Source organism: Rhodococcus sp. SMB37, assembly GCF_004345605.1.
Taxonomy (GTDB): Bacteria; Actinomycetota; Actinomycetes; order Mycobacteriales; family Mycobacteriaceae; genus Rhodococcus.
Window position 1 is genome coordinate 211,105 of the sequence record NZ_SLVY01000003.1, and the last position, 24,607, is coordinate 235,711.

The 24,607-nt window shown below is 64.8% G+C and carries 23 protein-coding genes; 9 read left to right on the forward strand and 14 right to left on the reverse strand.

The window, feature by feature from the left end:
* Positions 1 to 13 precede the first annotated feature (13 nt).
* From EV641_RS06750 to EV641_RS06770, 5 genes are all read right to left on the reverse strand, one after another.
* Positions 14 to 1,408, reverse strand: a complete 1,395-nt coding sequence (locus tag EV641_RS06750) for a hypothetical protein (protein ID WP_132471223.1) — start codon at positions 1,406 to 1,408, stop codon at positions 14 to 16.
* Positions 1,405 to 3,240, reverse strand: coding sequence for a maltose alpha-D-glucosyltransferase (gene treS, locus EV641_RS06755; RefSeq protein WP_132471224.1), 1,836 nt, complete (start codon positions 3,238 to 3,240; stop codon positions 1,405 to 1,407). The genes EV641_RS06750 and treS overlap by 4 nt, the downstream gene beginning before the upstream one ends.
* Before the next feature lie 140 nt (positions 3,241 to 3,380).
* Complete coding sequence (locus EV641_RS06760) at positions 3,381 to 5,096, reverse strand: CocE/NonD family hydrolase (RefSeq protein WP_132471225.1); 1,716 nt, start codon at positions 5,094 to 5,096, stop codon at positions 3,381 to 3,383.
* 74 nt (positions 5,097 to 5,170) lie between these two features.
* Complete coding sequence (locus EV641_RS06765) at positions 5,171 to 6,352, reverse strand: hypothetical protein (protein ID WP_132471226.1); 1,182 nt, start codon at positions 6,350 to 6,352, stop codon at positions 5,171 to 5,173.
* Complete coding sequence (locus EV641_RS06770; protein ID WP_132471227.1) at positions 6,349 to 7,935, reverse strand: ABC transporter substrate-binding protein; 1,587 nt, start codon at positions 7,933 to 7,935, stop codon at positions 6,349 to 6,351. The genes EV641_RS06765 and EV641_RS06770 overlap by 4 nt, the downstream gene beginning before the upstream one ends.
* 125 nt (positions 7,936 to 8,060) lie before the next feature.
* On the opposite strand from EV641_RS06770, the gene EV641_RS06775 reads away from it, so the two are divergent.
* Positions 8,061 to 8,789, forward strand: a complete 729-nt coding sequence (locus EV641_RS06775; protein ID WP_132471228.1) for an IclR family transcriptional regulator C-terminal domain-containing protein — start codon at positions 8,061 to 8,063, stop codon at positions 8,787 to 8,789.
* Between the two features lie 27 nt (positions 8,790 to 8,816).
* On the opposite strand, the gene EV641_RS06780 is transcribed toward EV641_RS06775, so the two are convergent.
* Both EV641_RS06780 and EV641_RS06785 read right to left on the reverse strand, forming a co-directional pair.
* Positions 8,817 to 9,419: a riboflavin synthase gene (locus EV641_RS06780; RefSeq protein ID WP_132471229.1), complete on the reverse strand. Its 603-nt coding sequence runs from the start codon at positions 9,417 to 9,419 to the stop codon at positions 8,817 to 8,819.
* A gap of 43 nt (positions 9,420 to 9,462) precedes the next feature.
* Complete coding sequence (locus EV641_RS06785) at positions 9,463 to 10,164, reverse strand: GntR family transcriptional regulator (RefSeq protein ID WP_158289127.1); 702 nt, start codon at positions 10,162 to 10,164, stop codon at positions 9,463 to 9,465.
* Positions 10,165 to 10,567: 403 nt separating this feature from the next.
* Between EV641_RS06785 and EV641_RS06790 the strand changes: the two genes are divergently transcribed.
* From EV641_RS06790 to EV641_RS06820, 7 genes are read left to right on the forward strand one after another with little or no spacing between them, the layout of a single operon-like run.
* A complete protein-coding gene (locus EV641_RS06790; protein WP_158289128.1) occupies positions 10,568 to 11,992 on the forward strand; it encodes an FAD-binding oxidoreductase in 1,425 nt (474 codons plus the stop codon).
* A 40-nt stretch (positions 11,993 to 12,032) separates the two neighbouring features.
* Entirely contained in the window at positions 12,033 to 13,154 is a 1,122-nt protein-coding gene (locus EV641_RS06795; protein ID WP_132471232.1) for an ABC transporter substrate-binding protein, read from the forward strand.
* Between the two features lie 22 nt (positions 13,155 to 13,176).
* Positions 13,177 to 14,004 (forward strand): ABC transporter ATP-binding protein, encoded by an 828-nt coding sequence (locus EV641_RS06800; protein WP_132471233.1) that lies wholly within the window; start codon positions 13,177 to 13,179, stop codon positions 14,002 to 14,004.
* A 2-nt stretch (positions 14,005 to 14,006) separates the two neighbouring features.
* A complete protein-coding gene (locus EV641_RS06805; protein WP_199233163.1) occupies positions 14,007 to 14,831 on the forward strand; it encodes an ABC transporter permease subunit in 825 nt (274 codons plus the stop codon).
* Positions 14,832 to 14,891: 60 nt separating this feature from the next.
* Positions 14,892 to 15,917, forward strand: coding sequence for a 2OG-Fe(II) oxygenase family protein (locus EV641_RS06810; protein ID WP_132471234.1), 1,026 nt, complete (start codon positions 14,892 to 14,894; stop codon positions 15,915 to 15,917).
* Positions 15,914 to 16,324: a hypothetical protein gene (locus tag EV641_RS06815; RefSeq protein ID WP_132471235.1), complete on the forward strand. Its 411-nt coding sequence runs from the start codon at positions 15,914 to 15,916 to the stop codon at positions 16,322 to 16,324. Before EV641_RS06810 ends, EV641_RS06815 begins: the two co-directional genes overlap by 4 nt.
* Positions 16,325 to 16,360: 36 nt before the next feature.
* A complete protein-coding gene (locus tag EV641_RS06820) occupies positions 16,361 to 16,789 on the forward strand; it encodes a hypothetical protein (RefSeq protein ID WP_132471236.1) in 429 nt (142 codons plus the stop codon).
* 27 nt (positions 16,790 to 16,816) lie between these two features.
* On the opposite strand, the gene EV641_RS06825 is transcribed toward EV641_RS06820, so the two are convergent.
* The 4 genes from EV641_RS06825 to EV641_RS30245 form a co-directional block, all read right to left on the reverse strand.
* Entirely contained in the window at positions 16,817 to 17,182 is a 366-nt protein-coding gene (locus EV641_RS06825) for a VOC family protein (RefSeq protein WP_132471237.1), read from the reverse strand.
* A gap of 90 nt (positions 17,183 to 17,272) precedes the next feature.
* The gene (locus EV641_RS06830; protein ID WP_132471238.1) at positions 17,273 to 17,797 is read right to left on the reverse strand and encodes a flavodoxin domain-containing protein; all 525 of its coding nucleotides are present in this window, start codon (positions 17,795 to 17,797) and stop codon (positions 17,273 to 17,275) included.
* A 77-nt stretch (positions 17,798 to 17,874) separates the two neighbouring features.
* Positions 17,875 to 18,840, reverse strand: coding sequence for a TIGR03557 family F420-dependent LLM class oxidoreductase (locus EV641_RS06835; protein WP_132471239.1), 966 nt, complete (start codon positions 18,838 to 18,840; stop codon positions 17,875 to 17,877).
* A gap of 124 nt (positions 18,841 to 18,964) precedes the next feature.
* Positions 18,965 to 19,474, reverse strand: a complete 510-nt coding sequence (locus EV641_RS30245) for an RGCVC family protein (protein WP_347238219.1) — start codon at positions 19,472 to 19,474, stop codon at positions 18,965 to 18,967.
* A 327-nt stretch (positions 19,475 to 19,801) separates the two neighbouring features.
* On the opposite strand from EV641_RS30245, the gene EV641_RS06845 reads away from it, so the two are divergent.
* On the forward strand, positions 19,802 to 21,364 hold the full coding sequence (locus EV641_RS06845; RefSeq protein WP_132471240.1) for an AMP-binding protein: 1,563 nt from the start codon (positions 19,802 to 19,804) through the stop codon (positions 21,362 to 21,364).
* A 34-nt stretch (positions 21,365 to 21,398) separates the two neighbouring features.
* Here the strand turns inward: EV641_RS06845 and EV641_RS06850 are convergent, their stop codons facing one another.
* The 3 genes from EV641_RS06850 to EV641_RS06860 form a co-directional block, all read right to left on the reverse strand.
* Entirely contained in the window at positions 21,399 to 22,247 is an 849-nt protein-coding gene (locus EV641_RS06850) for a Cof-type HAD-IIB family hydrolase (protein WP_132471241.1), read from the reverse strand.
* Positions 22,248 to 22,396: 149 nt separating this feature from the next.
* Entirely contained in the window at positions 22,397 to 23,035 is a 639-nt protein-coding gene (locus EV641_RS06855) for a hypothetical protein (protein WP_132471242.1), read from the reverse strand.
* A 63-nt stretch (positions 23,036 to 23,098) separates the two neighbouring features.
* Positions 23,099 to 24,403, reverse strand: a complete 1,305-nt coding sequence (locus tag EV641_RS06860; protein WP_132471243.1) for a lipase family protein — start codon at positions 24,401 to 24,403, stop codon at positions 23,099 to 23,101.
* Positions 24,404 to 24,607: the final 204 nt, after the last annotated feature.

A 24,607-nucleotide genomic window follows, 5' to 3' on the forward strand; every position in this document is an offset into this window, starting at 1 on the left:
GGCACCCTGCCCCTCATGGCTGGGTCAGTCGTCGAATCGCATTGAGGGGCAGCCTCAACCACGTCGGCCGGTTCCGCGCCTCGTACACCACCTCGTATACCGCTTTGTCCACCTCGTACGCGCGAAGTAGTGCACCGATCCCCCGCGGATCGGATCCGGACGTGGCGGCATATCCGTCGCAGAACGCGGCGGAATTGCGCTGCGCCCACTCCCCCGCCCGGAACTCCCGTTGCGTCGCGACACCGTCGGGCTCGCGCTCGCGCACCGAATGGTGCGCCGCGTAGTCGAAGGACCGCAGCATCCCGGCTACGTCTCGCAGCGTCGTGTCAGGGCGCCGGCGTTCCGCGAGCGACTTCGCCGGCTCCCCCTCGAAGTCGATGAGCAGCCACCGCTCCGGTGTCCGCAGCACCTGACCGAGATGCAGATCGCCGTGGATACGCTGCACCGCGACCGGGCCGAGCATCGCGACCTCGCCGAACAACGCCCGCAGGTCGGGCACGAAGGCAGCGAGTTCGTCCACTTCGGCGGCCGCGGCCTCGAGTCGCCCGACCATTCCCGCGGCGAGCTCCGCCGCCGAGCGCTCCGATTCACCGAGACCAGCGGCGAGATGAGCGTGGACCTCGGCGACCGCGACGCCCATCCGGTGCGCCTCACCCGCGAAGTCCGTACCGACCTCGTCGGCGCGCAGATCCCCTTCGATGAGCAGGTCCCGGACGCTTCCGAGCGCCATCGACCAGCCGTCGGCGGAGTTCGCCGCAAAGTCCTGAACCATCGCGAGGGTGGTACGGACGCCGTCGATGTCCGCTTCGATCCACGCGCGTATCGGCGCCACCGACCGGCACTCCACCTCGGCGAGCGCGAGGTGGAGTTCGACGTCGGGATTGATCCCCAGCGTGACACGACGGAACATTTTGAGCAGCAACTGTTCCCCGAGCACAACAGAGGTGTTCGACTGTTCTGCACTCAGTGCACGCCCCCGCATCCCCGGCTCGATCTGCGTCCCCGGAACGGTGTGTAGGTCGATGGGGCCGCGGGTTCCGCCGAGCGCCAGGCTCTGTGCGTACAGACCGATGACCTCCTGGTCGCGTAGCCCGTCATACACGAACACGGAGTGGCGGGCCGCCTTGTCCGGCGCGGTGATCGTCGCCGGTACCAGTTCGTCCGGCAGATGCGATCGATAACCGAGTGGCACCTGATAGATCTGCTCGGGTGTGGAATCGAACGTGACCGCCACGAGCAGGTGGTCTGCACCGAACCCCGGCTCCTCGGCCAGGGGTTGCCGCAATACAACTCTCACGCCGGTGATCGTGTGCCCCTTCGCGGCAAACCACCGCTGATGCGGCAGCCACTCCACCAGTTGGGCTTCGAGTTCGGAATCCGGATACAACCGTCCGTTCTGTTCGGTCATGGCTGCACCGCCGCTTCCGCCTCGCTGCTGACCGGATGCACTCCGGGACCTTCGCGCGCGGGATCCGGCTGCAGCGCGAACCAGAAGAACCCGTGCCCGGGAAGCGTGATCATGTACCCCTCGTCCGTGATCCGCGGGAACGGCACGGACCCTGTGAGCTCCACCGGAATCCACCCGGCGAACCTCGACAGATCCAGCACCACGGCCTGCGGATATCGCGACAGATTGTTCACGCACAGGATCACGTCGCTGTAGTTGCGGCCAGGCCCGGGGTCCATTTCCCGCAGATACGACAGCACCGCGGGATTGGCGCTGCCGAGTTCGGTGAACGCGGCCTTGCCGAACGCAGGATGCTGCCTACGCACCTGGATCATCCGGCGCGTCCAGTGCAACAACGAGTTCGTCGAATTGAGCTGCGACTCGACGTTGACCGCCTGATACCCGTAGGTCTGGTCCAGGATCGTCGGCAGATACAGGCGTGCCGGGTCGGCTCGGGAGAAGCCCGCGTTGCGATCGGGCGTCCACTGCATGGGTGTGCGCACCGCATCGCGATCACCGAGCCAGATGTTGTCGCCCATACCGATCTCGTCGCCGTAATACAGCACCGGCGAACCGGGCAGACTCAGCAGCAACGCTGTGAACAGTTCAAGTTGGTTGCGGTCGTTCTCGAGCAACGGGGCCAGACGCCGGCGGATCCCGATGTTCGCACGCATCCGCGGATCGGTGACGTACTCGGCGTACATGTAGTCGCGTTCCTCGTCGGTCACCATCTCGAGGGTCAGTTCGTCGTGGTTACGGAGGAATATTCCCCACTGGGCGGTCCGCGGGATGGGCGGCGTCTGGGCGAGGATCTCGGAAATCGGAAACCTGCTCTGTCGTCGCACCGCCATGAAGATCCGCGGCATCAACGGGAAGTGGAAGGCCATGTGGCATTCGTCGCCGATCTCGGGTTCGCCGAAGTACTCGACCACGTCGGTCGGCCACTGGTTCGCTTCTGCCAGCATGACCCGGCCCGGATATTCGGCGTCCATCACCGCGCGGCACTTCTTCAGGAAAGCGTGCGTCTCGGGCAGGTTCTCGCAGTTCGTGCCCTCACGCTCGAACAAGTACGGCACCGCGTCGAGGCGAAATCCGTCGATGCCGAGGTCGAGCCAGAACCGCAGGACGTCGAGCATCGCGTCCTGCACGGCAGGGTTGTCGTAGTTCAGATCCGGCTGGTGCGAGAAGAAGCGATGCCAGAAGTACTGCTTGCGGACGGGGTCCCACGTCCAGTTCGACGACTCCGTGTCGACGAAGATGATGCGCGCATCCTGGTACCCGGTATCGGAGTCGGACCACACGTAGAAATCGCCGTACGGGCCGTCGGGGTCGGTACGCGAGTCCTGAAACCATGCGTGGGTGTCGGAGGTGTGGTTCATGACCAGGTCGGTGACGACGCGAATTCCTCGCTTGTGGGCCTCGTCGAGGAACGTCACGAAGTCGTCGACGGTACCGAATTCCGGCAGTATCGCGCGGAAATCGCGGATGTCGTAGCCCCCGTCGCGCAGCGGAGAGTCGTAGAAGGGTGGCAGCCAGATGCAGTCGGCGCCGAGCCAGGCGATGTAGTCGAGCTTCTCGGTCAGCCCGCGGAGATCGCCGGTGCCGTCCTGATTCGAGTCGTTGAACGCGCGTACGAGCACCTCGTAGAACACCGCGGTTTTGAACCAATCCGGATCGACAGGGAGACTACGCGCGTGCGCGAAGTCCTCGGATCGTGTCTCGACGATACGTCCGTCCGCGGTGTGCTCCGGTTCCACTGCGCGAGGGTCCGGGTGGGAGCTTTCCGCTGGCATGGCGCCTCCGTGCTCGTCGCGTCGCAAGACAGACGTGAGGAGGGTTCCCCGTTATCCGGGAATCCACACCCTGTTGGATCGAGAACATGAGATCGCTCCCGATCAGTGCGGTCCACCCCGCGCGAACGGAGACAATGCGCTCAGCGCGACCACGTCGGGAGATCGATACACGACGGCGTGGCCGACTCGTGGGAGATTTCCTGTTCTGCCCGGTGCAGGGTGGTCGCGGTGGCTGCGGGTTCACCCGACCCAGGGTTGCGGGCGTAGCGGGGGTGCGCGCCGGAGCTGATCTGGATCCCGACGCGGTGACCGGCGGCGAATTCGTGGAAGGTGGGCCACAGGCGGACCTCGACGATGCGGAATCCGTCCGAATCCGGTTCGGGATCGGTGGCTTTCGTTCCGACGGAGCCGATCCGGCGAATACCGTCGCAGACCGTCATCGCGCGGCCGTCCGGATGCACATCGCAGATGCGGACGAACAGGTCGGCGCTGGGCCGAGACGAGCGGAATCGGATTCGGGCGACAGGTTCACCGGCGACAGTCAGGGGTTCGGCGAGTGCGTCGCCGCGGAACACCACCACATCGGCCCGTCGTTCGTGTTCGGTGTTGTCCGCCGGATCCGATTTCGGATCCAGGCTCGGGCCGCCGAGGGCAGGGGTGGGATCGGAGGGGTCGTAGACGTAGGTAGTGCTGCCACCAGCGGGCTTGTCGGGCCCGAACCTGCCGCTGGGCTGGAGGAACAGCGATTCGGTGGAGACGCCCTGGGGTGGCCACGTGGGCAGATCGTGCCACTCGTCGGCACCGGTGCGGAACGCACGAACCGGTGCGACGCGTGTGGTGGGCGCGTCGGCGAACTGCTCCTTCAGGAACTCGACTGCCCCCGTGATCGTCGGCGCGGCCATACCGCGGGACTGGTGAGCCCACGGCCCCACCGTCAGGCTCGGCGGCCTGCCGGCCTCGACGAGTTGGGCGTAGTTGCGTAACTGCCAGGGCAGGAAGATGTCGTACCAGCCGGTGACCATGAAGATCGGCGCGGCGACCTCGGGAACGGACGCGGTATGCGACTGCTGGGTCCAGTACTGGTCGGCGAGGTCCTCGCGGGCGACCCAATCCTGGTACCAGTCGACCTTCCGTCCGTTCGCTGCGACGTCGCCGGCGGTCAGCGGCAGCACGTCGAACGCCTTCCGCAGTTTCGAATCCGGGCCGCGTAGCCCCAACAGCAGGGGCAGCATCTCCCGGTGGTTCATGCGGTCCATCATCTGCGTCCAGCCCAGCGCATTGCGCATGGAGAAAGCGCCATTGTCCCAGGTGGTGGCACCGAAGTCGGGCATGGTGACGAGCAGACAGAGCGCGTTCGGGGCGTTGTCGGGGTCGGTGCGTTCGAGTTCTGCCGCCACCGCCCACTGGGTGAATCCCATGTAGCTGGCGCCGTAGGTCGCGATCGGACCGGTGTGCCACGGCTGGTCGCGGACCCAACGATGCGTGGCCAGACCGTCGCGCTGTTCGTCGATCTGCGGGGTGAAGACTCCCCCGGACCCCCACGTGCCTCGGCAACTCTGGAACAACACCCGGAAACCCTCGCGGGCCAGAGCCCGCGCCGAACCTGCCACCCCGCCGCTGCGTCCATATGGGCCGCGAATCACGACGGTGGGCAGGCGCGGATCGGTATCGCCGAGTGGGGTGATGAGGTCGGCGAGGAGCACGACGCCGTCGTCCATCGGAACCCGGAGATTCTTACGGACCTCGATGTCGTACGGTCCGGGTTCGAGCCCTTTGATGGTCTTGGATTGAATCCAGCGACCGAGATGTTGACGTAGCGTGCTCACACCATCGATGCCCACCCCTACGATCCCCATGGTTGGTCAGTTTCGCCGAAATACCGTTCCGGGTCAATGACGTACACACCGTCACCCTGACGAGAGGTACCCCGTCAGGCGACACGCACCACCACCCGGGGTGGCCCGGCCTTCCCCGCACCTGCTGCGCGGGTCCAGTCTCGGCCGTCCCAGAGAACTATATTGTGCGGCACTATCTTTCCGAGAAGCGCCAGGACCTGTCGGTCCGGCACATCGTCGATCAAGTGTGTTCCGGAAGGGAAGTCGACGAGGCCGTCTGTCGCCAGCACCTGCGGCGCCGTGTACTGGGAACCACTTCCATCGGGTGTGTGCGGTTCTCCGCCGACAGCGAGATAGGCATACCGGTGTCCTCGCAGCGCCTGACCGAGATCGACGTCCGGCGCGTGATCGGACCGCAGCGTCAGCCGAGAGCGCCCGGCACCTCCGCCCGTCTCCACGAGCATGTACTCCGGCTGCCTCTGCCGTCCGGATGATGCCGGTTCGGCGGTGGGGATTGCCAGGTAGTCGTCGACGACCGGCACGAACGCCGTCGGCTCACCGTCTGCGGCATCGGACCAGTCGAGCAGGCCGCGCGGCGAGTGGAGCGGCGAACCCGTCACCACCGAGGGCAGCGCTGTACCGTCCTCGACGCGGAAACCGTAGGCACGTTGCGGAACCCGGAACTCCGATACCGCCCAGGCCGCGAGCTGCACGACCACGTCATGTCGGGGAGAGCGGGTGAGATAGTCGGTCAGAAACGCGCGGCGCGGATCCTCGATGCGGCGCAGACCGTGCTCGTCGACGCGCAGCCGAACCTGCTCCCAGTTGTGGAACGGCAGCAGCGCGTCGCGGAGGAGCACCAGTTGGTGCAGCCACTCGTTGTACAGCTGCATCAACACCGGAGCGTTCGGCGTCCGCGCGAGGTGAGCGGCTGCAGCCGGCGTCCACAGATGTCCCTCGCAGTTGCTACGCAACACCACTCCGCACACCGGAACTGCAGACTTCTCGGCGAGCGTCGTGATACCGGAACCGATCACGCGAGCCTGCCGCGCCAGTTCCCGCCGACGGTCGTCACCGGTGCGCTCGAAGTGCTCGACTCCGAGGACGGATTCGCGCCCGGCCGTGGCGAGCGATGCGGCGAGGCCGGCGAGGAGGTCCTTCCGCACTTGCTCGCCGGGAACATGGACCAGCACAGCGCCGATGAGGCCGCCTGCGCTGCGAACGAAATCCGTCGCCGTGACCGACGCGCCGGTGGCCCAGTTGTTCCATCCGGTCATGATGCGAACCTCGCTCCGTAGAAGAGTGGCCGGCTCGACGCATCGAGCACGATGCCGTCGGCCGACGCGGACGTGCCGACAACAGCGGATTGCTCGACCAGAGGTATGGCATATCCCTGATCGATCACCTCGCGCGCCGCTTCGTCGGTGAGACGTTGGCGCAACGACGGTTCTGTGACGCCTCCCAGCTCGTCGAGCAGCGCATCGATACGGGCGGGCTCGGTGCGCCGGTTGGGGTTGCCGGCACTCGCCGACGAGAACACGGTGTTCAGGACCTCCGGATCGGGTCGCGTCACCGCCCAGCACACGAAATCGTAGTCACCGTTGTTCTGCGCTTCCAGATTCGCCCCCGTGTGCAGCGGCACCAGCCGGAAGTCCACTCCGACGCGGGCCAGCTGCTGCTGCACGATCTCGTACACGTCCGAGCGGGTCTCGGTCGCCGCGAACACCAGACGCAGGGTCAGCGGGCGCCCCTCACGGACACGGATGCCGTCCGGCCCCTGCAGCCACCCGGCGGCGTCGAGCTCGGTGGCCGCGCGATCCGGGTCGTAGGCGAGCTCGGCGGACAGGTCGACGTAGCCGGGTGTCGCTGCGGACAGCACGCTGGTGGCGTAGCTCTCGTGCTGCGACAGTACCGAGGCCAGTTCCGGTCGATCGATCGCGTGGTTGACGGCGCGTCGCACTGCGGGATCCGACAGTGCGGGGCTCTGGTCGTTGGCGAGGAGCGTGTAGACGATGCCGGGGCGAGCACGCGCGAACACTTCGATGCCTGCCGCGGACAGCGCCGACTCATCCTGCGCCTGAACATCGGTATCGACATCGATCTGGGCGGTCTGCAAAGCTCCCGACCGCACCCCCGACTCGGTCATGACCGTGAACTCGAGTCGTTCGATCGCCGCGGCACCGGTGTGCGTCGCGGTGGTGCCGGGCCAGCTGTAGTCGGTACGCGACGACAGGGTGGCAGACGCGTTCGGGGCGTACTGGTCCAGAACGAACGGGCCAGACCCGATCAGCTGCCCGGTGCATCGCTCCTCCGGGCTCGTATCGAGTGTCGCCGGGGCGAGAAGCCCCGTGGTCACCATCGACGTCGCCTGCAGGAACTGCGCGTTCGGTACGTCGAACGCGAACTCGACAGTGCGAGCATCGGGGGTCTCGATGCTCCGCAGTCCGCTGACATACGAGAGCCCGAACGGGGATTTCGCACCGAGATCGCGTAGGTCCTCGAAATTCGCGGCCACGGCCGCCGCATCGATCGGGGTGCCGTCGCTGAAGGTGGCGTCGTCGCGGAGCGTGAACCGGAAACGAGAGGCATCGTCGGATACCGTCCACTCGGTGGCAATCCAGGGCACGATCTCGCCGGTCTGCGGGTCCTGGTCGGTGAGGTTGGCGACCAGTTGCCGACCCACGTGCAGGGATTCGGTGTAGGGGGCCTGATGCGGATCCAGGCATTGCGGGTCCGCGGACAGTGCGATCCGCAGCGAGCGTGGGCCGGTCGAGTTGTCGGAGCAGGCGGCGAGACCGGACGCGGTGACACTCGCGGCGAGGATCGCGCCTGCCGCGCGCACGATTCGAGAAGCAGACATGGGCTTCGGAACTTTCTGAGGTGGACGAATGCTGTGCGCAGAACTCTTCGCGTCAGGGCTGTTCGGGTCTACGTTCGAATTTCATTGGTTGAAATCGTGTTGTCCATGTCACGGAGGTCGAGCTCATGACCAGCGCTACTCGAACGGGAGTCGCCCGGCGCCTGTTCAGCATTCTCGAAGCGTTCGAGGACTCCGCGTCACCGCTGAGACTCAACGAGATCGCGCGGCGGTGCGGCCTGTCGTCCGCCACCACGCTGCGGATGGTCCGCGAACTGGTCGACTGGGGTGCGCTCGACCGTCTCGAAGACGGCAGCTATCGCGTCGGGATGCGGATGTGGGCAATCGGATCGCATGCGCCCTGCGTCCAGCGAATCCAACGGGAAACCACATGGCACCTACGGAGTCTCGCCGCTGCCAGTGGCCGCACTGTCGTGCTGGGCGCAGCCGTCGGAGGTGCTGTGGTGATCGTCGACCGGGCGCTCGGCCCGCGGCGCGACGGCACTGCTGTCGAGATCGGCGACAGGTTCCCGCTGCACGCGACCGCGGTCGGCAAGGTGTTCCTCGCCGCGGGAGATCCGCCCACAGCCGTCACCGAGCGCTACACCCGCTACACCCTCGACATCGCCGCACTCTCTGCGCCGCTGGCCCGGACCCGTCAGACCGGCATCGCGCGGGAGCGCGAGGAGTATCGGTACGGACGCTATGGCGTTGCCATCGGGATTCGCGGACCGTCGGGGCGGATGTCCGCGGCGCTCGGGGTCGTCGGAGCGGCTGTGCCCGACGAGCAACAATGGGTCCGGTTGCTGCAGGAAACGGTGGGTACCGTGACCGAGAGCATCATGCGGGTAGGATAACCGTTCGTCCGGGATTGCGGCAGCGTGTCAGTGCAACGTCAGTCGATCGAGGTACTTCGCCACCACATCGACTTCGAGATTGACGGCGCTACCGACATCGGCGCGACCCAGCGTCGTTGCCGACAGCGTGGTCGGAATCAACGAGACCCGCAAGCTGTGTCCACTGGCGTCGTGCGCGAGGGCGCTGACAGTCAGCGAGACCCCGTCGATCGCGACAGACCCCTTCTCTGCGACGAAGCGGGCGAGTTCTCTGGGCAGGGATATCCACACTTCCTCCCAGAAGTCCGACGGTGAACGCCCCAGCACCTGACCCGTGCCGTCGACATGCCCCTGCACAATGTGCCCGCCGAGGCGGGTGGTGGGCAGCACAGCGCGCTCGAGGTTCACTACCGAGCCGGGATCGAGCTTCTGCAACGTGCTGCGCAGCAATGTCTCCTGCATGACATCCGCAGTGAACTCCCCACTGTCAAAACACCGCACCACGGTCAGACACACACCGTTGACCGCGATCGAATCGCCATGTCTGGCGTCGGACGACACCAGTGGTCCTCGGATCCTCAAACGGGCTGCCTCGGGAAGATCCTCCTTTCCGACGATCTCGCCGAGTTCTTCGATGATTCCGGTGAACACAACTCTCCCTTCGGTCAAGAACAGTCGGTCGGGTCGGGGCTTGTCACGTGTGCGGCTCACCGTGCCGGCGAGCAAGGCGGATTCGCACTTTCCGCACGTGAGCGCAGCTCGCACGTTCGGCTGCGTCCGCATCACCTGCGATCAATGCGTCGGTGATGGCGTGGTGCTCCTCGACGGACAGGCGCGCGTACTCACGATTCGACCATCCGCTAGGAAATGCTCGACTGGTCTTGTTTTCGAACGAAGCCACGGTGCGTCGCAGAGTTTCGTTAGCCGCAACGTCGGCGATGAAGCCGTGAAAAGCGACATCTAGTTCCATGAATCGGCTCTCGGGAGTATCACCGGTAAGCGCAGCATCCTGCTCATCCATCATGGCTTTTAGGGCATCCACGTCGACCTCCGTGAGCCGGGTTGCCGCGAGGCGGGCCGCTAGACCCAAGAGAGGCTCCTTGACCTCGTAGATCTCGATGAGCTCGGAGATCTCGAGGCGGGCAACCTCGGCGCCTCGGTTCGGAACGTGAGTAGCAAGCCCCTCATGGATAAGTCGCTGGACTGCCTCGCGAACGGGACTACGGCTGATCTCCAGTTCCCTTGCCAGCGCCGGAACACTCAGTGCGGTCCCCGGCTCGAAACCCGAGTCGAGGATGCGTTGGCGAAGTTCCTCGTAGGCCCGATCCGCCAAGGACCCGCAATTCGCTGCATCGTCCCCACCGGGGTGGACGACGACAACACTGCGTAGCGACATATCGCCTCTCTCCGATCTACATGCAACACGGATACAGAGGCAGCATGACCTCGTACCCAGTATCGGCGGATCCACCTTCATCGCCGCCGTGGTTCTGGCGACCTACAGCATGCAATCTGTTGATCGCGATCCATCACTTGGGTGAATCATCTCCGAATCTTTCCGGGATTTGCGAAGGCCAGATGCCTTGTAACGGGATTGTCATGCGATATCTACCATGTGAAACACGAGATCCCGAATAGTAGTGCTCGGATCGCCAACGTTACATGCAATCGGGTAGAACCGACCGGGGAAGGCCCTCCCCGACTCCATGACGGTACAAATGCCGCCCACTCATCACGGTGCACCACGCCACCGATCTACGGCGCTGCATCCGTCAAACCACGCGAGGAGCACCCCCGTCATGACCGCTGTGAGTGAATCCCAGAACCGCCCGTATCTTGACGAGTTCGTAGCGCTGCTCGGCGACCTTCAGGTACTGTCCGAGGGACGGAAGATCTCTCGATATCTCCGCGACTTCTCTTGGTACAGCCCGATTCTCGAGAACGCACTCGCAGATACATCGGTCGACGCCGTCGTGCGCCCCAGGAATATCGATGAACTGACCGCCGTCGTCGCGCTTGCCGCCCGCCATCGCATCCCGATCACGATGCGCGGCGCCGGGACCGGCAACTACGGCCAGTCGTTGCCGCTCGAACAGGGCATCGTCGTCGACATCAAGGGTGTCGCCGGAATCCTCGATGTTGCCGAGGGGCGAATCGCAGCACTTCCCGGGACGATCATGAAGTCGATCGAGGAAGCTGCCCGTGGGACGGGGCAGGAACTCGCTGTCATGCCGAGCACGTACCGTGTCGCCACGGCCTCCGGTTTCATCTCCGGCGGTTCCGGCGGCCTCGGCGCGGCCGCACATGGCGACCTGTGGAGCAACAACGTCCTGGCCGTCGAACTGATCACCGTGGAGGAACTCCCACGCACCATCCGCCTCGAAGGCGCCGACGTCAACCTCATCCTCCATATGTACGGCACGGTTGGCGTCATCACCCGCGTCGAGATGCGGTTGGTACCCGCACACACCTATGAAGACGTCCTCGTTGTCTTCGACGACTTCGAACAGTGTTGCCGATTCGGTTGGGAACTGGTCGACTCCGACATCCATGCGCGGCTGGCCTCGCTCCAGCAGGCACCCATCCCGGCGATGATGACACCGATCACTCACGAGATTCCCGAAGGCAGCCATGTGGCATTGGTCTGGTCGGACCTCGACGATGCCGCGTCGATGCGTGCACTGGCGGAGTCGTACGGCGGCACGGTGAAGGCGTGGCCCGAGGGCGCCACCCACATCACCCAGTTCCCATACAGTCACACCATCCTGTGGTCGCGCAAGGCCGAGCCAGAATCATCCTGGCTGCAATGCGAATACGCCTCCGGCGACAAAGATCGATTCATCGAGCAGGTGCGTGCAGTCACCGAGCGGTATCCAGGCGTGTTTCTCCAACACATCGAGATCAATACCTCTCCGGATCGGACCGTGCGGTGCATGGGAATCCCGCCGCTCGTCGGGCTTGCGAATCATGAAGAAGCACTTGATGAACTGATCAGCTACTGCACGGGGCTGGGGATCTACCTGCTCAATCCACACAGCTACGTAGTGGAAGAAGGTGGATTCGTCGGCGATACCGAGCGGATGCTGGCTCTCAAGCAGGAAGTGGATCCATTCGGAATTCTCAACCCCGGGAAGCTCGGTGAGAGCTTCTTCTCCGACCGGACCGCCGTCGTCGTCTCCTCCGAGCGCGACATGCGCGCGCCCGAGCAACTCTCGGGCGAGTGACACCTAGGTCCCGACAATCCTTCGAATCGGAGGCACAGAAATGAGCACACGCACCAGTCAGCGCGCACTGGGTATCCTCTGCGCGCTGGGCACCGCGGCCACGCTTATCAGCTGCAGCAGCGAGGACGGGGCGACATCGACGGCGGCCCCAGCAGAATCAACGGCCACGATCGGAGCCGACCGCTGCGAGCAGAACCGCGCCGCAGGCAAGATCATCTATCTGACCTCATACGATCTCGGCGGCGGAGCCGGGGTCTTGAGCCAGGTCGCCGCCGAGGGCATGGGCTTCTATGACGACCTGTGCCTCGATATCGAGGTCCGCGCCAAGACCGACAACAACTCCCAGATGGTCAGTGCCGGCACTGCACAGTTCGCAGGCCTCGGCAGCGCCAGCGACGTTCTGGCCGCACAGGCCAACGGCGCCGAGGTCACGGGCATCGGCACCTTCGGCAATGTCGGGCAGGTCACCCTGATCACCATGACCGACGGGCCCATCCAGTCGCTGCAGGACCTCGAGGGCGCGACGCTCGGCTACAAGGTGACCATGCCCGGGCAGCTCCGTTCGATGATCGAGGATGATGGCGTCGATTTCTCCAAGGTCGAAGACGTGAAGGTGGGCTTCGATCCGCGGATCCTCCCGCAGGGGCAGGTCGATGCACTGCAGGGCTACAAGGACAACGAACCTTGGATCCTCGAGGCCGAAGGCTACGACGTCAGGATGTGGGATCCCGCCGAATTCGGCGTCGGGGGAACATTCTCCACCACGATCGTCAATACCGCGTGGGGCGAAGCACATCCGTCTGCGGTCGAGGATTTCCTGCGTGCCACCTACCATGCTTTCAATTGGATGCGAGAGAGCGAGCAGAATCTCGACGAGGCCATCGCCTACTCGGAATCCGTCTCCCAAGCCGGCTACGACGCAGCACACGAGAAGAATCGCTGGAAATCGTCGAGCGACCTCATCGTCACGAATCTCCTCGACGGTCACGGGGTGGGCTATCAGACCACTGACTTGTGGCAGCCGGAAGCCGACGAGCTGCTGCGGTTCGGCATCGTGACCGAGGCCCTCGATGTCGGTTCGCTGCAGACCTCGAAGTACGTCGATGCGATCTACGACGGGCCGGAACTCATCTGGCCAGCGCCCGGAGCCCTCGCACCGTAACCGGCTCGAAAGGACACCAGAGATGACACACATCGCCGCCACAGTGACCGAGCCGCACCCTCGAGCAGACAGCAGAATCATTGTCCGCGGAGTCCACAAGAACTTCGGATCCGGACGCGACACGTTCACTGCACTACACGATGTCGACCTGGAGATTCAGGAGGGCAGTTTCACGACACTGTTCGGACCGTCCGGATGTGGAAAGACCACCCTGCTGCGCATCCTCGCCGGGCTACAGACCCAGGACAGCGGAGAGATCTCACTGTTCGGACAGACCCCCCGGGCTGCGACCCGCGAGAAGAACATTGCCTGGATACCGCAGTCGTCGGCGCTCTTGCCATGGAGGGAGGTCCGCGCCAACGCCCTGCTGTCGAAGGTGGTGAACCGGCGAGCCGATCGCCGTGCCTCTCCCAAGCGGGTCGACCAGGAAGTCGAGACGGTGCTCAACGAGATGGGGCTGCGCGACTTCGCTCGCTCCCGACCTTCGCAGCTGTCAGGTGGCATGCGCCAACGAGCCTCGCTGGCCCGAGGGTTCGTTCATGGTGCACCGGTGATGCTTATGGATGAGCCGTTCTCCGCCTTGGACGAGTTCACCCGCGAGGCGCTGCGTTACCAATTGCTCGACATGTGGCAACTACTACGCAAGACCGTCGTGTTCGTGACGCACTCCGCGTCCGAGGCAGTGCTCCTGTCCGATCGCGTGGTGGTGATGACCTCCCGACCGGGCAGGATCCACCGAATCATCGACGTCGATCTACCCCGCCCTCGCCATGCCAGGCTCGAACGATCGATCGAATTCCACGAGAAGGTCACCGAAGTCCGAAACGCACTCCAGGAAGGGTGGAGCTGATCATGGTCGCCGAGGTGCACACACGTCCGCCGAGAACACTCCCGGCGAAGCTGCTCGACCCGAACAAGCTCATGCGGCGGCTCCCCCGCCCGTCCCTACATTCGACCGTCGCCGTGCTTGCCCCCGTGATCTTGATGGGGTTGCTCGCGTTGGGTTGGGAGTGGGTCGCGAAAAACCGCACCAGCGTCCTTCCCACCCTCGGCGCGGTCTTCACTGATCTCGTCGACCGGCCGGCTTTCTATCGAGAACACCTCGGATACACGCTGTCGACCGCACTGATCGGTTTCGTGATCGGGATCGTCGTTGCGATTGTGCTGGCCATCGTCGTCGTGCACGTCCCGTTGCTGCACGCTGCCATCATGCCCATCGCTGTACTCGTGCACGCCACCCCGATCGTGGCCGTCGCACCGGCCCTCGTCGTTGCCTTCGGATTCGGTACGACACCACACCTGATCGTCGTCGCTCTGATGGTGTTCTTTCCGATGCTCATCAACGCGATCACCGGATTCAAGGCAGTACCGGACGACATGATGGAAGTCTTCCGTTCGATGGCCGCCTCGAAGGCCGATATCTTTTGGAGGCTGCGACTGCCGATCAGCGCAACCTATCTGTTCGCAGCCGCCCGGACCTGCGTGACCCTGGCAATGATCGGGGCCGTCGTCTCCGAGTTCCACGGTGCCAACCAGGGTCTCGGCGCCACCATCGTGCAGGCCATGACCTACCTGAACCTTCCACAGATGTGGGGTGCGATCGCGATCTCGGCACTCGTGTCGCTCGGACTGCTCGGTGCCGTCGGCCTCCTCGAGAAGGTCGTCGTCCGCTGGTAGCGAATTCTCGGCGTTCTAAACCACACCCTCCCTACCCGTATCCACCCTGAGGAGAAGTACATGTCCCCCACCGAAAGCATCGTTGTACCCGTCATCGACATCAGCGGCTTCCTCGACGGGTCAGACCCCCACACCGCTCCCCGCGAAATCAACCACGCGGCAACGACAAGCGGATTCTTCCAGATCGTGGGGCACGGCATTGATGCCGCGCTGATCGACGCTGCCTATCAGGTTGCGACGGGACTCCAGTCGCTCCCCCGAGATGTCAAGGACACTCTCCGATCACCGTCAGGTCATCCGTTCCGTGGCTTGATGACCAACTACGACCTGAACGGAAAGATCTGTTCCGAGGGCTACACTGTGTCACGCTTCGACAGCCCGACCGACGCAATGGCGCACGGAGTCGACCCCGACTTCGCCGACTATTTCGACGACAATGTGTGGCCGCCGGTCGACAACTTTCGCGAGGTGATGACCGCGTGGTCGACCCGGGTCCGCGCGCTCGGCGCCCAAATGATGCGCGCATTCGCGGTGGGGCTCGAACTGCCCGCCGACTACTTCGACACCTACACCGCCCTCGACGCCTCGACCTCGACGATCCGTTCCTACCCCGCGCGCCTCGCACCACTCGACCATGATCCGACGGTCATCTTCGACGAGCACTTCGACGGCGGCATGCTCACGATGTTGCACCAGCGTGGAACCTACGAGGGCCTCGAGGTGAAGACACTCGACGGCGCGTGGTTCCCCGTCCCGGTCTACGAGGACGCATTCGTCATCAATGTCGGTGAGCTGATGACCCGATGGACCAACGGCAGGTGGCCGGCGACGCGACATCGCGTCGTCGCGTCGAGGGACCCACAGGGCTACCGCTTCACGCTCCCGACCTTCTACAACGTTGCCGTCGACACAGTGGTCGAACCATTGCCTACCACAATCGGCGACGACAGAGGAGCACCGTTCGAAGCTGTGACGGTGTACGGCTGGTTCCGCCGCCATCTGGCGACGACATACAAGGAACGCAAGCACACCCGAGTACCTGCCGCAGCCGAAGCCTTCGTGGCAAGCCTGCAGGACGCACCGTGACCACATCCGACCCTACCCACCGCATAGACCACCGCGGAACCGAATCCGCGGACATCGAAGCCGAAGTCGACTTCCTGGTGAACGTGATGGGGATGACCCTGATGCGTTGGGGAGTCCATGCCTGCACCGGAAAGCGCATCGCACTGCTGCATGACGCCGCAGCATCGAAGGTAGAACTGATGGAAGTCGACTCGGTAACAGGGGAACTCGACCATATCGCCTTCGCAGTGGAGGACCTGCACACGGCGCACGGCCAGGCGCTCCGCGCCGGGTGCACCGAGGAGCGTGGCCCGTTCCGCATCGATGCGGCCGGGGCCGACACCTCCTTCGTCCGCACGAATGGGGGCGCGCTGCTGCAGCTGATCAGGTATGACGCGGACAGCCCGGATCGAAGGCCCTGGGGGTGATCCCGACGCTGTCGCTGATCCAAGTACGTTGATCCCATGCGGCTACTCCCGGTTGTCTCGACGATCTCTGCGCTGTGCGCGGTGCCGATCCTCCTTTTCGTCGTTCCACAACTGGTCGCCTCGGGAGTTGTCGAGGTCGGGGGCAGTGTCGAGTTCATGGTGGTACTTCCGACTCTGATCGGGCTGCCCTGCTCGCTCATCGGAGCCACCGTCGGGGTCGGTGGTCTCCTCGGGCGGCGCACTCACGGGCTCGAGACGGTACTCATGACCATCGGCCAGGTGACGACGGTGCTACTGGCGCTTGTCATCGTTGTGTGGGCGTTAGGCTTCGCCTCGACGGGCTGGGAACTGCTGTTGTTGCCCACGTCGCTCATGGTCGGTCAGGTCATCGTGGCAGCGGGTCTGATCAAGACCGCTCGGCAATACAGGGCGTCGCCGGTGGCGGGTCCCGACTCAGCCGAGTGACGCAGCGGGGTCGATGCCGCCGAAAAGCTATTGTTCGTCGTCCGAGTGGCTCACGATGTTGACCACGGTGCCATCCGGCGCGCGCACGAAGAATCGCCGCACGCCCCACGGCTCCGTCGTCAGCGGGTACACGATTTCGAACCCGCGCCGTTGCGCGTCCTCGTAGGCGGCCTCCACCTCGTCGCCGACGTGGATGGACAATGCGGAATCCACGGGCGCAGTCTCATCGCCGCTCACGAGTTGCACGGTGGCGCGCCCGTCCGGGGTGGTGAACCGGGCGACCCATCCCAGATTCATCTCCTCGACGGAAAGCCCGAGATAGTCGGCGTAGAAGCTGCGGGCTTCCTCGATGCTCGGGACGTTCAGGTTTGCGGTGAGACCGGTGGGACGCATGTCGGAATCTCCTTCGGACTCGGGTGCGTTCCACCCGATTCCACTACATGCATGGGCATACCCGTGGCGGTTCGGGCTCGCGCAAGACCGTCACGCGCTATCCGTGCCGATGAGTGCGCGCCCCCATCGACTCGCACGTTCCGCTTCGCCAGGTGCAAGGACTGTCCGCTTGTCGACAAGAAAACTCTCCGGCTCTGCAACGAGAGTGAAACCGGCTTTGCGAAGTTTCTTGCCGATCGACTTCGATGCTCGGCCGGTCAACAACGGGTTGGCGTCGAGTCTCGTGTCGAACGCGGCGGCCTTCCCGGTAACCTGGCCGAGGGAAGCGAGCCATTCGCGCACGCCGTCGCTTTCCGCGTCAGGTTCGAGGGTGAGCGGGTTGTCGGGTTTCTCGGCCGCCTCCACTGCGCCGTGGCGGGTGGTGGGCCTGCTCATGCCGTGCACGTGGGTGGGGCCGCCGACCACCACCAGGTCGTACGCGGTGAGATCTTCGTCCCTCGCGTCTGCGGCTGCGACGATGGTCACCGCGGCAGCTTCTCCGATCCCCTGCGCAATCGCTTCCGCGACGTGACGGGTGTTCCCGTACATCGATTCGAAGATCACGAGAACCTTCATGGCGGATATCCTCTCGCCGGGAGAACTGCCGGCCTCGAGGCGACCGGCACGTCAATGCTATGCCCGTCGTGGGGTCGTCATTCGCGGATATCCCTCGAGAGCACCGGTGCGAGTTCATCCGTATAGAACCGGAAGAACCCGTCGACGTCCGGCCCCGCATTCACAAGGGCGAGATGGTCGAATCCGGCGTCCGCATAGGTTCGGATCTTCTCCAGGTGGCGTTGCACATCGGGACCGTAGGCGAAGCTCTCGGCTATGTCCGCTTCACGAACAACGGACGCTGCTGCCTCGAAGTTGACCGGATTCGGCAATTCCGCCTGAACCTTCCATCCGGTGGCAGAGAAACGGAACAGAGTGTGGGCCGACGTCAGCGCTGCCTCTTCTGTCGGTGCCCACGACAACGACGCCTCGGCATAGCGCGGCCCGTCACCACCGGCCTTCTTGTATTTGTCGACCAGATCGGGATCCGCATCCGTGGTGAAAAGTCCGTCGCCCAGCTCTGCAGCGAGCTTCACTGCCGGCCCGCCCGAACCCGCGACCACGATCGTTGGGAGCTCGTCGGGAAGATCGAACACACGCGCGTCCTCGAGCTGAATGTGGCGTCCGTCGTAGCTGTGGTAGCCGCCGCTCCACAACAAACGGATCACCTCGATCGACTCGCGAAGCATTTGCGTCCGTGTCGCGGCGGGTGGCCAGCCGCGTGCCACCACATGTTCGTTGAGCCGCTCACCGCTTCCCAGACCGAGGACGAACCGGCCTTCCGACAGGAGGGCCGTCGTCGCCGCAGCCTGCGCGACGATCGCGGGGTGATAGCGAATGAACGGGCATGTCACACCGGTGGCCAGGCCGAGTGTCGAGGTCTTCGCGGCAATCGACCCCAGTATCGACCACGCAAAACCAGAGTGTCCCTGATCGTGCAGCCACGGATGATAATGGTCGCTGATCTCGACGAAATCGAAGCCGGCCTCCTCCGCACGCACCGCCTGCCGGACCAGCTCGGTCGGTGAATACGCCTCCGCGAACAGTTTGTATCCGATTTTCACAGCGCCTCCGTTCACTCCTTCGGCAAAGCGCATGCATAGGCGCACACGACTGCCTCGTAGAGCGGTCTACCCACGGCGACGCTTCTCGAACCTGCCGACGGCACGTTGGGGGTGAGTTTCTCGTTCAGTATCGGTTGTAATGCTGCACAGTCTGCGCTTCGCCAGAGCAGATGCATTTTCGGTCGAGGCTTCGGTTCGAGGTCACGGCACAAAACCGAATACCGAGAGCATCGTGGGAATCCATGCTGTGCGGACATGCGTTGCAGGACAGCGCTGATTCCTCTGCGCGTGCCGGGTTCAACATTTCGGTCGGGTTCGACGCCATGGTGGCGCTCCAGTTCTCGGCCTTTCGACTTCCGGCCGGGTTACGCGCCGAGGACGACATGGCTGATCGCTCATATTCGAGTGTCCTCGGCAACCCCGAGGCTACCCTGGACCCGGCAGAACTTCGCCATCCTCGGCTTTTGCCGTCGGGTTGGCAATCGCAGACCCCTGACGCCAATGTGTCGCCGATCGGACGAGGGGACCGATCGATGGGCGAACACGGGGATGACCGACACGCTCGAAGCCGACCTGCCGCATCTGAGGTCGGTATCTCACCGCTTCGATCTACACGCCGAAGAACTGCCATCATGTCGCATCGCTTGGTCGCAGCCCTTTGAATCGATCTCAGCTCACCCGAGATTCAGGTTGCGCGAGCATATTTCGAGAGTCGCAGAAACTACATTCGAACCGCTGATTTCGCGGATACGTCCGGGCGAATGATCCCGCGATCTTCCCAGCTTCCCGCTCGCGCAATCGCGGCCGCGGGAAGCTGGGATGATCGCGACAAGGTCGCACCGCTGGACGGCGTCGGCGTTGACTCGCGGTCGGGGTACCAGCCCACCCGATCCCACTACGTGCACGAGCATCTCTATGACACTTCCCGCGGTCGGAGCCGCCCGCTGATAGATTGGCATGTATGCTGCTCAGCCGCCTGATGCAGGACGCGCTTGCCGCCACACCCGACAAACCCGCCCTCATATTCGAGGACACGGTGCTGTCATATCGGGAGCTGCACGACGCGATCGAACGTTCGGCCCGGGGCCTGCTCTCGCTCGGGATCGGCCGCGGCGATCGCGTGGCGATCTTCATGCGCAACCGGTGGGAGTACGTCGAGTTGTACTTCGCGTGTTTTCGCATCGGTGCGATCGCGGTACCGCTGAACCACCGGTTCCAGACCGACGAGGTCGTCTTCGCCGTCAACCACTGCACGGCGAAGTTGCTGATCGCCGACGAGGCACTGCTGCCGATCGTGAAGGACGTGCCCGAGCAGGCGCCAAGCCTCATCGGGATGTACGTGTACGGCGGCGACGCAGCACCGGACGCGCCGAACCGGTGGAGCGATGTGGTCGCCGCGGCATCCGATTCGGTCGTACGGTCCGAGGTCGACGACGACGATCCCGCGATGATCCTCTACACCTCGGGCAGCACGGGCAAGCCGAAGGGCGTCACCCACACGCATCGCTCGATCGGAGCGACCGTGGCAAGCCGCGTGACAACACAGCAGCTGGACGCCGACGACATCTCGCTGGCGGCCACTGCGATCTGCCACGCCGGAGCCGCGATCGGCGTGACGTTTCCGACCCTGCACGCAGGGGGCACCGTGGTGATCCTCGCCGAGAGCGATCCGGGGCTGTTCCTCGACGCAGTGAACACGCACCGGCCCACGCGCACCGTGCTGCTGCCCGCGCAGCTACTCGACGCCGTGGTCGACCCGCGCGCGACGAGCGTGGACTTCGGGAGCTTCCGGGAGGTCGCGTGCGGCGGCGATCAAATGTCGTCGGACCTCTACGACGAGTTCGCGAAGGTCGCCGACCTGCAGCTCAACCAGCTCTACGGGCTCACCGAGTGCGAAGCCGTGAGCATGAACCCGCCGTTCGGGCTGGTCGAACGTGGCTCGTTCGGCCTTCCCCGCGCCGGCGTCGAAGTGCGCATCGTCGCGGCAGCCCCCACTGCGGATGACACCGACGGTTCGCAAGTGCTGGATGCCGCACTCGGCGAAACCGGCGAGATCTGGGTGCGTAGCGACTCGGTGATGACCGGGTACTGGGACGACCCCGAGCACACCGCGGCAACATTCGTCGGCGACTGGCTGCGCACCGGAGACCTCGGCAGCCGCGACGCCGACCGCTACCTGCACTTTCAGGGGCGCATCAAAGAGATCATCATCAAGGGCGGCTCCAACATCGCCCCCGGTGAAGTGGAGGATGTGCTCGAGGCGAGTCCCGGCGTCGAGCTGTGCGGGGTCGTCGGCACGCCCGACGCGCGACTCGGGTCGCTCGTGCACGCGTTCGTCGAACTGAAGCACGGCCTCGCCGACCCGCCCACCGAAGCCGACCTGTGGGCCTTCGCAACCGAGCGGCTGGCGGCCTACAAAGTGCCCGATCGCTGGACGTTCGTGACCGGTCTGCCGCGCAACCACGTCGGCAAGATCGACCGGCACGCGCTGCATATTCGCGCGGCAGAACTCGACGCGACGTAGGGCACGGCTCGGCGAAGGTAGCTCGCCGAGGAGATCACCAATCACTGTGTACAGCAGCAGAATCGAGTGCATCTCCTGCAAGCTTCTCCAGATAGCCGGCGACACCGTCCTCGTCGTTACTCGGCAGGACGTGGTCGGCGAGCGCGAGGACTTCCGGCATCGCGTTGGACGGGCACAGTGCCGTGCCCGCCCACAACAGCATCGGGACGTCGTTGATGGCGTCGCCGGCGACGGCCACCTCCTCGGCACCGATCCCGTCGACCGCACAGAGCTCGGCAAGCGCACTCGCCTTGGAGACACCGGACGCCGCCATCTCGACGTACGGCGCACCGGAGTGCGTCAGCTCGACGCCGTCGACACCCGCCGCCACTGCCACCCGGTACAGCTCCGCGCTGGGAACCTCCGGATGTCGGGCGACGATCTTCACCATCGGCTCATCGATGTCGGGCAGCATTTCCGACAGTGCCATCTCGTGCGGATGCCGGTGGTGGTCGGCGTACTCACACAGCGCCGCGTATGCCCGCTCGGCGACGAAGCGAGTGGGTCCGACGTTCGCGAACACGACACCGGGCATCAGCGTCCGCACCCGGTCCATCGCGGCCGCGGCCGCCGCCACCGCGATCGTCGTGGTCGCCGTGATCACCGGAGTTCCATCGGCCAGATCGAGGACCACCGCGCCGTTCGCGCAGATAGCCTTGCCGCGGAATCCGCACGACTGCGCCAGCTCGTGCACCGAATGCCGAGCGCGAGCGGTCGCCCACACCACCTCGATACCCGACCGTCGCGCGTCTTCCATGGCTTGGGCGGTGCGAGGCGAGATCGTGCGGTCGGACCGAAGAAGGGTGCCGTCGAGGTCTGTCGCGAGGAGCCGAATTTGCGTCACCTCGGCATGATGCCAGGCAGCACGTGCACCCACACCTGAGACCTGGCCCGGTGACTGCCGGGAGCTGCGTGCAAGAGAGAGCAGATCGTCATGACCGCGCGCACAGCAGCAACCAGACGTCCCGTCCGCCTGTGCTCGCCGTCCGCTTTTCAGGCGGTAGTGCTCGGCTCCTCCGCATCTCGTTCGGCGCGGTCGGGGTAGGTGTTCGTGAAGTGGACCATCCAGACGATCAGGCCGATCGGGACTGCCCAGTTCAGGAAGAAGTCGAGTAGGTACGGGCTGTCGGTGCCCGTGGCGTGGGCGTCCAGGGCGGTGACGAGCACGGCCGCTGCCCCCATCAAGGTGATGGCGACACCCCACGCCGCGGACAGGACCAGGTTGATCCGCCGGAACAGCGGCGAGCCCCAGTATTCGCGGGGCGTCGATTTCTTGGCGTACTCGGCGGTGAACGGGCGGATGGACGAGGTTGCCAACACGGCCAGACCGAGGACCACACCGACCAGCGGACGTCCCCACTCGTACAGCCACTGGTCCACTCGGTGGTCGCCGATGAACCCGACCACAGCGATCACGGTGAACAGGACGAGGGAGTACATCTCGATCTGCGTGGGGCTTGACGTGCGTCGCCCGTAAATGACGAACACGAGGCTCATCACAGCAGCCAGCAGTGCGCTCCAGGCGACGCCGTCCGCGGCCAGTCGCTGGGCAACCAGGGTGAACACGATCCAGGGAACGAAGCCGACGAAGATCGACAACGGATTCAAATTCTTGGGTGAATTATCAGGCATGGCACTGCAGTCCTTTCCGGACGGATGGTGGGTACGGCCGAGGTGTGCGGGGATCTCTGGCGGTCACGGAACCGGAGTGGGGGCGAGGTCGCTGCCGGGCCCCACCAATGCGCAGTTGTCTGTGGGGGCTGCACCGGCGAAACGATCGGTGAAGAACTGTGCCGTCTGCGCCTGGAACGGCAGGAACGCGTCGCTGTGCGAAAGACGGTCGTACTGAGCGTAGGTGACGGCAACACCACGCTCGCAGTATTCGTGCGCCAACCCTTCGACATCGCCGGTGATCATCACCGAATCGCCGGTACCGTCGACATCCCCGACCGCCAACAGCATCGGCACCCGCGGAGTGCCCGCTGTGCCCATGATGTTGTCGTTGATGGCGCGGACGATGCCGGAGATCTCGAGCAGCGATGTGTAGGGGGCTTGAAGCATCTCGGTGTCGGTCAGGCCCGGGTAGTGGGAGGCGAACGCGTTGATGCACTGAGAGCTGACCGTGTCCACGATCTCCTGCCCGTGCGGGTTGAGGAACGTGGTGGTGTCGAGACCGTAGGTGCGCTGGTAGGCGACGATCAGTGCCGGGATGACACCGGCCCAGTCCTTGCTGCCGCTGACGTAGGGCAGGTTGTGGGCCAGGTTCACGGGCAGGCCACCGGCAGCTGCGCCGACGATGTTCAACTCGGGCGCGTACGCTGGCGCGACCTCCGCACCCCACTGGGTGGGCACCGAACCGCCGGAGTAGCCGGCCAACCCCACCGGCGTCGACGCGGGAAGCCCCAGCACCGATTCTGCGGCGCGAATCCCGTCGAGTGCCGCGTAGGCAGACTGGCGTCCGATGGTCCACTCGAGATCGGGGCCCTCGTAATCGGGGACCACCACCGAGTATCCGGAAGTCAGATAGCCGGTGATCACGCCCTGTTCGAACGTGCCCGCCTGACTGTAGGTGCCGTTCCCGGTGAGGGTGTACGACGGATCGCATTCGGACCCGAGCGCGTCGTACGCCATGTGATAGGAAATCAGCTTTGCCGGGCCGGGCGCCAACGGCCGCAGGATCGTCGCGACTGTCGTGGTCGGGCGGTCGAACTGGTCGGTGGTCCGATAGAGCACCTGGGTGCTCGTGATCGGTGTGGCCTGATCATGGAATCCGTAGGGCATCGTCCGGGTGTCCAGCACCGAACCGGGTGCGACGTCGTCGAGCGGTCCGTCCCACGTGTAGAACGGGTCGGCCGACGGCAAGGGAACCACCATCGGGGCCGCTGGCTGTGCGGCCGCTGTGCCGACCCCGGCCGCCGTCCCGGCGAGCAGGACAGCGGCGGTGAACACGGCGCCGGCACAACGCCGGACCGGCCGGGCGGGGAAGCTGACTGGGGGCATGGAGGGCAGCCTGTCTCGGACGCGACTCCCGCCCGGGGACCAGGTGGGGTGATGTCCGTCGTCGGATGAAGTGGCGAAGAACCGACCGGGACGTGATCCGACGTGCGGAGCGAGCCCTCGGCGCGACTGCATCAAGCATTGAGGCGATGCGGAACAAGATCACCGATGTTCAGCGGCGGAAGCACGCGCACTCCGAGCATGATC